Source organism: Brucella pecoris (assembly GCF_006376675.1).
In the GTDB taxonomy this organism is placed as follows: domain Bacteria; phylum Pseudomonadota; class Alphaproteobacteria; order Rhizobiales; family Rhizobiaceae; genus Brucella; species Brucella pecoris.
Genome location: NZ_VEWK01000035.1, coordinates 1 through 6,300 on the forward strand (window position 1 = coordinate 1; position 6,300 = coordinate 6,300).

Sequence of the window (6,300 nt, forward strand, 5' to 3'; positions counted from 1 at the left end):
CGGAAATGAAAATCCTCAATCAGCGTCGGACCGCGCGCGCCGACCTTGAGCGTATTGAGGTCATCCGAAACCGGCCCGCCTTGGGCAGTGGTCATGACCGGCGTCTTGTCCTCGGCGAGTTGATGAAGATCTCCGCCTGGGCCGGCTTCGAGCTTTTGGTCATGAATCTTGAGTGATTTTTGCACATTTGCGGCTTTGTCGGTGGCTGACATAGCTGGCTCCCGTCCGTTATGTGATCTCTATACAAATTGGCAAGGGTGCCGAGTGGCACCCTTGCTTCATGATCACGCAGCCTTGGCGCGTTGGTTGGCTGAAGCATCCGCAAGTTTCGTCAGATCGCTGTCCGTTTTGGACTCTTCCTGAAGCGTCTGATCGAGAAGCTTCGCCGCATCGCTCATTCCAAGTTCTTTTGCCCACCGCTTCAAAGTTCCATATCGGGTGATTTCGTAGTGCTCGACCGCCTGCGCGGACGAGATCAGGCCGGCGTCGAGCGCCGCTGTATCCTTGAACTCCTCCATGATCTCCTCGCCTTCGGCGATGATCCCTTCGATCGCGTCGCAGGTTTTGCCTCTCGCTGCCTTGCCCATGATCTCGAATACCTGAACAAGTCGTTCGACATGGCCTTCCGTCTCTTCACGATGCTTCTCGAAAGCAGCCGCCAGATCTTCCGACTGCGCCGCACGTTTCATCTTCGGCAAAGCCTTCAGAATTTTGCGCTCAGCGTAATAGATGTCCTTGAGAGTGTCGTGGAACAGGTCTTCAAGGGTCTTTTCCTTTGCCATGGTACTTCTCCTCTCATGAATTGTCGGATCGATATTTGAAGCCCCGAAGGCCGCTAAGTTCGCGGAAAAATGTGAGAATTGGCCAGTGTTCCGGTTCAAAGCGGGCATCTTCACCCGTCTTTTAACGCAATGTGATAGCTTAAGTTCCGTGGCTGGGGCACACAGGGGCTTGTTCGAAGAACGAGTGCCGAGGAGATATTTGTGATGCTGCTGTATAATTGGTGCAATACAATGATATTAAACAGAAAATGCAGTTTAGAAGGATAGTTGCACTGGATGCCGTGAGAGAGACAGATCATGGAAAATGACTGATTTTGATTATACGATGTCCGAATAGTGCAATAGTCTCCTATAATTTTTTCACATACATTAAAACCACATGAAATATCGCTCAGAAACTTTTTGAGCATATTTTCACTTAAATTTTTTTATCAGCATAGACACGGAACGAGGAGTTGGACGTGTTTCACAGCTTCATTAAGGGTCCTGTTCATTTGACTATCTGCTCTGGGAAAACCTTAATACCCGGATATGCTGATCATAAAAAAAACTGGAATAATTGGTTAAATAGCAATCAGAAGTTTTACGCAATTCTTCGAATAATGAATAATGCTGCACTTATTGAGCCAAAATGTGTATCCGAAGAGAGAATAAACTGGATTTACGAAAACAGGTTGCGATTATCAAAAGTATTACTAGGAATTATCCTAGTGGCACCAAGACATATTGTCGATGACGGGCTTTTAAATCAAGTGGATATCGACAATGTAGATGTTCACAGGTATGCATCTATGGATGAGGCGATAGCGTACCTTTCTCAGCAAAATCTTCGAGTTAACGGAATTTGCTTCAACTTGCACTCGTTACCTGAACTCTTCTGCGATTTGGATTGGGGAGAGTCGTAACTTGTCTGTAACAGGGCCTTCGCACCATGTTTTTTCCAACAGCCAAGATGATAAGTCCGTGTGCAACTAGCCTTTTGATGTTTCACTGCCTCTCAAGGCTAGCATCATGCATAACCACTACCGTTTGTTTATCCTATGGCGTCATCGATTTGTTAATCTTTGCTGCACAAAATATTGTGCCGGCGTGCTGCCAAGAGCTTTCTTGAACATAGTAATGAAAGCATTTACCGACTCATATCCGAGTTCGGTCGCGACATTCTGCACGCTGGTGCCGCTGGCCAATTCTCTCAGAGCTACCACGAGGTGCAATTGCTGTCGCCAACGTCCGAACGTCAACCCAGTTTCATTGAGCACAAGGCGCGCCAGTGATCGTTCACTCATGGCCACGCGTTTAGCCCATTCACGAAGCGTTGTGCGGTCGGCAGGATTAATCGTTAGGCCTGTGGCTATTGTTTTGATTTTGGCGTGATTTGAAATTGGCAAATTAAAATGTTCTCGCGGCATTTCCGCTAACTCATCGAGCACCACACGGGCGATGCGGGATGCATGGCTGTTTGCAACATAATCCGCTTTTTCTCGCGCCAACCGATGTACCATTTCCCGTATCATTGCTGAAATCGACAGGGTACAGCATTCCTTTGGCAAATCTGCCGCACCGGGTTCCACAAAAAGATAATTGAGTCGGGCATTGGCGGTAGCCTTTGCGCTATGGGGCACCCGGCCCGGAATCCAGACCCCGCAATTGGACGGAACGATCCACATTTCATTGTTCGTAGTGCAGGTAACGGCACCATGCAGCGCGATTATCAGTTGTCCTTTGCGGTGCGTATGAATCGGTACTTCCGCCTGATAATCGGCGAAGTCGAGTTCACGTGCGACAGCTGGAAGATCGTTCAGATCAGGATCATAAGAGAAAATGGCTGGTTGCACGATATCCATCATTGGCCAAATTTAGATATTTTTTGTCAAGATAACGAATTTAATTGTTTTTGCAATGCAGCGATATTGCTTGCATGAATGCAGTTCCTCATTCTTTCAATAGGATATTAACGGTCGGCAGCACCATGCGACAGGTGGTACTGGCGTTCCTTCGCTCGCCTTCTATGAAGGCTGACGCGACTGCGCTCTTTTTTTCGATTAAAAGCTTTATCGCAGCGATGCTTGCCTACTATATTTCGCTGCGTATCGGGCTTTCAAAGCCATCATGGGCCATTGTCACCGTTTATATCGTTTCGCAACCATCCGCCGGCGCATCGCTCAGCCGTGGCGTTTATCGCCTGTTCGGGACGATTATGGGAGCAATGGCGACCGTCCTGATCGTTCCTAATTTCGTTAATGACCCGATCATGTGCAGCATTGTTCTGGCCTGCTGGATCGGATTGTGTCTTTATTTCTCACTTCTTGATCGCACACCGCGTTCCTACGCATTCGTCCTCGCTGGATATACGGCAAGTCTCATCAGTTTTCCCAGCGTGCTCGATCCGGGCACGATATTTGATACGGCCTCAATGAGAGTGCAGGAAATCTCCGTCGGCATCCTCTGTGCTGTTCTTATGCATCGTTTCATCTTGCCCAGACACATGAGTGGCCAGTTTACTGGCAAGCTCAACGCGACATTGCATGATGCCCGGCAACTGGCGGCGCAAGCCATCGGTGGCGTGTCGGGAATTGAAATTCTGCGTGAAAGCAAACTGCTCGCTGTCGATCTTCTTGTGCTGCAAGGGCTGGTCGCGCATCTGCCTTACGATCCCGCATCAATCATGCCGCAGCGAAAGAAATTGCAACTATTGCATGATCGTCTTGCGCGCTTGCTGCCGCTTTCGGCTGATATTTCAGACCGGCTTCATTATCTAAACAGCGAAGATGTAAATTTACCTCATGATTTGGCTGTCTTGTTGCATGAAATTGCGGCATGGATACAAACTTCCGATACGCGCAAACAAGATGATCCGGCGGCAGGCTTCATCGACAGGGCTCTGTCGTTCAAGCATCGCACTAGAGAAGAAGCCATATCCCTCGATAGCCGGATCGCTGCCAATCTCTCAGGTCATCTTGCGGAACTGGTCGGGCTCCTTTCGGACTGCAATGCGCTTGAACACAATCTGATGGCCGTCCGTTCTCTTTCTGCAATGCATTGGCCAAGACCCGTGACAGGATATGTTTACCACCGAGACCGGTGGATGGCGGGAAGGGCAGCCCTTGGCGCGATCACCGGTATCCTAATCGGCTGTGCTTTCTGGATATGGTCCGCTTGGCCGGAAGGCGGAATGGCGGTTTCCATTCTTGGCGTTTGCTGCACATTGTTCGGAAATTTTGATGCACCCGCACCCTTCGTCATCAAATATATGGGCGGTCTCGTCTATGGGGTTGCAATCAGCCTCGTCTATAGTTTCGGTGTATTGCCTAGGGTTACGGATTTTAACACCTTGGTTGCGGTGCTCGCACCAGCGTTTCTGCTTGCTGGCTCGTTGCAAGCGCGTCCACCCACGACCTTCATGGCATTAGGCATCACGCTGACGATCCCGATACTGGCGGGCCTCAATCCTGCCTATAGCTCTGATTTTGCACAATCGCTCAATGTGGTCGTTGCACTCTTTGCTGCCACCGGGTTTGGGGTGGTGAGCATGACCCTGTTTCAAACCGTGCCGGTCGACACCTCGATAAAGCGCCTGCTTCAGATAAGTCGACGGGATGTTCGGCGCAGGGCTCTCGGCAGGGGACACCAAACCAAGGGAACTAATCCATTGAACTGGACCAGCCTGATGATCGACCGAACTGCATTGCTGCTGCCGAGATTTCGCGCGTCACAAAATTCCTATACGCAGGTGCTTGACGATACGCTCCACCATCTTCGTATCGGCTATGCCGTGGAGCAGATCGGTCGGGCGCGGAAACAGTTCCACGATGATAGGGGCGCAGAAATAAACGATCTTTTGTCGGCGATCGCCAGATATTTCGATAGCGGGCATCGTTCCGACATGGCCGAAGAAAATGATCTGAAGCACCGCATTGGGATGCTCATGGCTACGAATGCCGATGAGTGCCCAGATGAAAATCAGTCCCTGCTGCTCGACCTCCTAATCGATCTTCGTTTCGCTCTCGGGATTGGATGCACCACAAAGGCAGCCAGATTATGATCCCCGATTTCAATATTGGCGGGGTTTTGCTTCCCGGCCTTCTAGTGCTGGCGGTTGCGGCAATTGTCGTCACCATTGCTGTTGTTCGGCTGTTGGCCGTCGCCGGTATATTCCGTGCGCTTGCCTATCGCCCGCTAATCGAAATTGCAGTTTTCATCATCATCTATGCTCTGTTCTTACAGTCCTTAACCTCTTCCGGTGCTTTCTCATGAAGTCCCTATTATCGTTGTTAAGCCGTTATGCTTTGACGCTTTGTGTCGTTGCCCTTGCTGCTTTTGTCGCATTCCATCTATGGAAACGATATGAAAGCACACCTTGGACGAGGGACGGTCGCGTCAGTGTGGACGTCGTGCAAATCGCGCCTGAGGTCTCGGGTACGATCAGCTCCGTATCTGTGCATGACAATCAATATGTGCATCGCGGCGATATCCTATATTCAATTGACCCTGAGCGTTTTCGGCTCGCAGTAATAAATGCCGAAGCGGATGCTGAGGCCAAACGTCAGGAAATGCTTGTAAGACAGGCGGCTGCCAAAAGACGTAGCCAACTTGCCAACATCGCATCACAAGAGGTCATCCAGCAAACAGCGGGTGAGGCGGCACAGGCAGTTGCAGTTTATCAAGGGGCCAAAGCGGCGCTAGATCTTGCGAAACTTAATCTCATCCGTTCGACGATCCGCTCTCCTGTTGATGGATATGTAACGAACCTGCGTTTACGCGCTGGCGACTATGCAAATGCTGGCGAAACCAAGATTGCCATTCTTGATTCAGCGACGTTCTGGATAACTGGCTATTTCGAGGAAACCAAGCTTGGAAAAATCCATGTCGGCAGCCCGGCGAGTATGAAACTCATGGGGTTCGATCAGCCTGTGACAGGCCATGTCGAAAGTATTAGTCGTGGTATTGAAGAGGTCAATGGTGCTCCAGGTCATCATGGACTTCCCCAGATCGAGGCGACCTTTTCCTGGGTACGCCTTGCTCAGCGCATCCCTGTTCGCATCCACATTGACAATGTCCCGCCTGAGATTGTGCTCGTAGCTGGCATGACCGCAAATGTGGAAATTGGTGCAGTTGACCGTGACGGTTCATTATTCAGCAAACGTTAGAATGGATCGCATCACTCAGTCCACGCATTCATATCATCGCTGTCGTTTGAAGGAGATAGGGAATGGCAGAAATCGAGTTGCGGCATTTACGGTATTTCTTGGCGGTTGCCGATCATGGTGGCATGAGACGTGCAGCGGATGCACTGGGCGTTTTGCACGCAACACTCAGCCACCGGCTGCGTGATCTGGAAGAAGAAGTCGGCGTCGCTCTGTTCTTTCGTTCTAACAAAGGTGTGAAACTGACAAAAGCCGGTCAGGATTTTCTCCGGCGTATTCGTCGCGTCTTCAACGAAAAGAGGTGGTTCGGTTTGTCTGAACAGTTTCGGGCGTTTCGTTAAGTGGATTTCCGCCGCGATTATGCCGCCACCATC

The 6,300-nt window shown here is 50.3% G+C and carries 6 protein-coding genes and 1 pseudogene; 4 read left to right on the plus strand and 3 right to left on the minus strand.

Annotated features, from left to right (window positions below; translation table 11 throughout):
- The 3 genes and pseudogenes from FIB18_RS24290 to FIB18_RS24300 form a co-directional block, all read right to left on the minus strand.
- Nucleotides 1–212 (minus strand): annotated as a pseudogene (locus tag FIB18_RS24290) (catalase HPII); the annotation flags it as partial.
- A 72-nt stretch (nucleotides 213–284) separates the two neighbouring features.
- Nucleotides 285–782, minus strand: a complete 498-nt coding sequence (locus FIB18_RS24295; RefSeq protein WP_140023456.1) for a YciE/YciF ferroxidase family protein — start codon at nucleotides 780–782, stop codon at nucleotides 285–287.
- Between the two features lie 1,046 nt (nucleotides 783–1,828).
- The gene (locus tag FIB18_RS24300) at nucleotides 1,829–2,629 is read right to left on the minus strand and encodes an AraC family transcriptional regulator (protein WP_206667410.1); all 801 of its coding nucleotides are present in this window, start codon (nucleotides 2,627–2,629) and stop codon (nucleotides 1,829–1,831) included.
- A 122-nt stretch (nucleotides 2,630–2,751) separates the two neighbouring features.
- Here FIB18_RS24300 and FIB18_RS24305 point away from each other — a divergent pair, with 122 nt between their 5' ends.
- The 4 genes from FIB18_RS24305 (at nucleotide 2,752) to FIB18_RS25495 (ending at nucleotide 6,267) form a co-directional block, all read left to right on the plus strand.
- Nucleotides 2,752–4,824 carry an FUSC family protein gene (locus FIB18_RS24305; RefSeq protein WP_206667411.1) on the plus strand — a complete coding sequence of 691 codons (2,073 nt, stop codon included), beginning with the start codon at nucleotides 2,752–2,754 and terminating at the stop codon, nucleotides 4,822–4,824.
- Entirely contained in the window at nucleotides 4,821–5,036 is a 216-nt protein-coding gene (locus tag FIB18_RS24310; RefSeq protein ID WP_140023459.1) for a DUF1656 domain-containing protein, read from the plus strand. The genes FIB18_RS24305 and FIB18_RS24310 overlap by 4 nt, the downstream gene beginning before the upstream one ends.
- Nucleotides 5,033–5,929, plus strand: a complete 897-nt coding sequence (locus tag FIB18_RS24315; protein ID WP_140023461.1) for an efflux RND transporter periplasmic adaptor subunit — start codon at nucleotides 5,033–5,035, stop codon at nucleotides 5,927–5,929. The genes FIB18_RS24310 and FIB18_RS24315 overlap by 4 nt, the downstream gene beginning before the upstream one ends.
- Before the next feature lie 122 nt (nucleotides 5,930–6,051).
- On the plus strand, nucleotides 6,052–6,267 hold the full coding sequence (locus FIB18_RS25495) for a LysR family transcriptional regulator (protein WP_407921875.1): 216 nt from the start codon (nucleotides 6,052–6,054) through the stop codon (nucleotides 6,265–6,267).
- Nucleotides 6,268–6,300 lie beyond the last annotated feature (33 nt).

Excerpts from the sequence above, each read along its gene's own strand:
- FIB18_RS24315 (WP_140023461.1), top strand. The coding sequence starts at position 5,033 with ATGAAGTCCCTATTATCGTTGTTAAGCCGTTATGCTTTGACGCTTTGT.
- FIB18_RS24300 (WP_206667410.1), bottom strand. The coding sequence starts at position 2,629 with ATGATGGATATCGTGCAACCAGCCATTTTCTCTTATGATCCTGATCTG.
- FIB18_RS24295 (WP_140023456.1), bottom strand. The coding sequence starts at position 782 with ATGGCAAAGGAAAAGACCCTTGAAGACCTGTTCCACGACACTCTCAAG.
- FIB18_RS24310 (WP_140023459.1), top strand. The coding sequence starts at position 4,821 with ATGATCCCCGATTTCAATATTGGCGGGGTTTTGCTTCCCGGCCTTCTA.
- FIB18_RS24305 (WP_206667411.1), top strand. The coding sequence starts at position 2,752 with ATGCGACAGGTGGTACTGGCGTTCCTTCGCTCGCCTTCTATGAAGGCT.
- FIB18_RS25495 (WP_407921875.1), top strand. The coding sequence starts at position 6,052 with ATGAGACGTGCAGCGGATGCACTGGGCGTTTTGCACGCAACACTCAGC.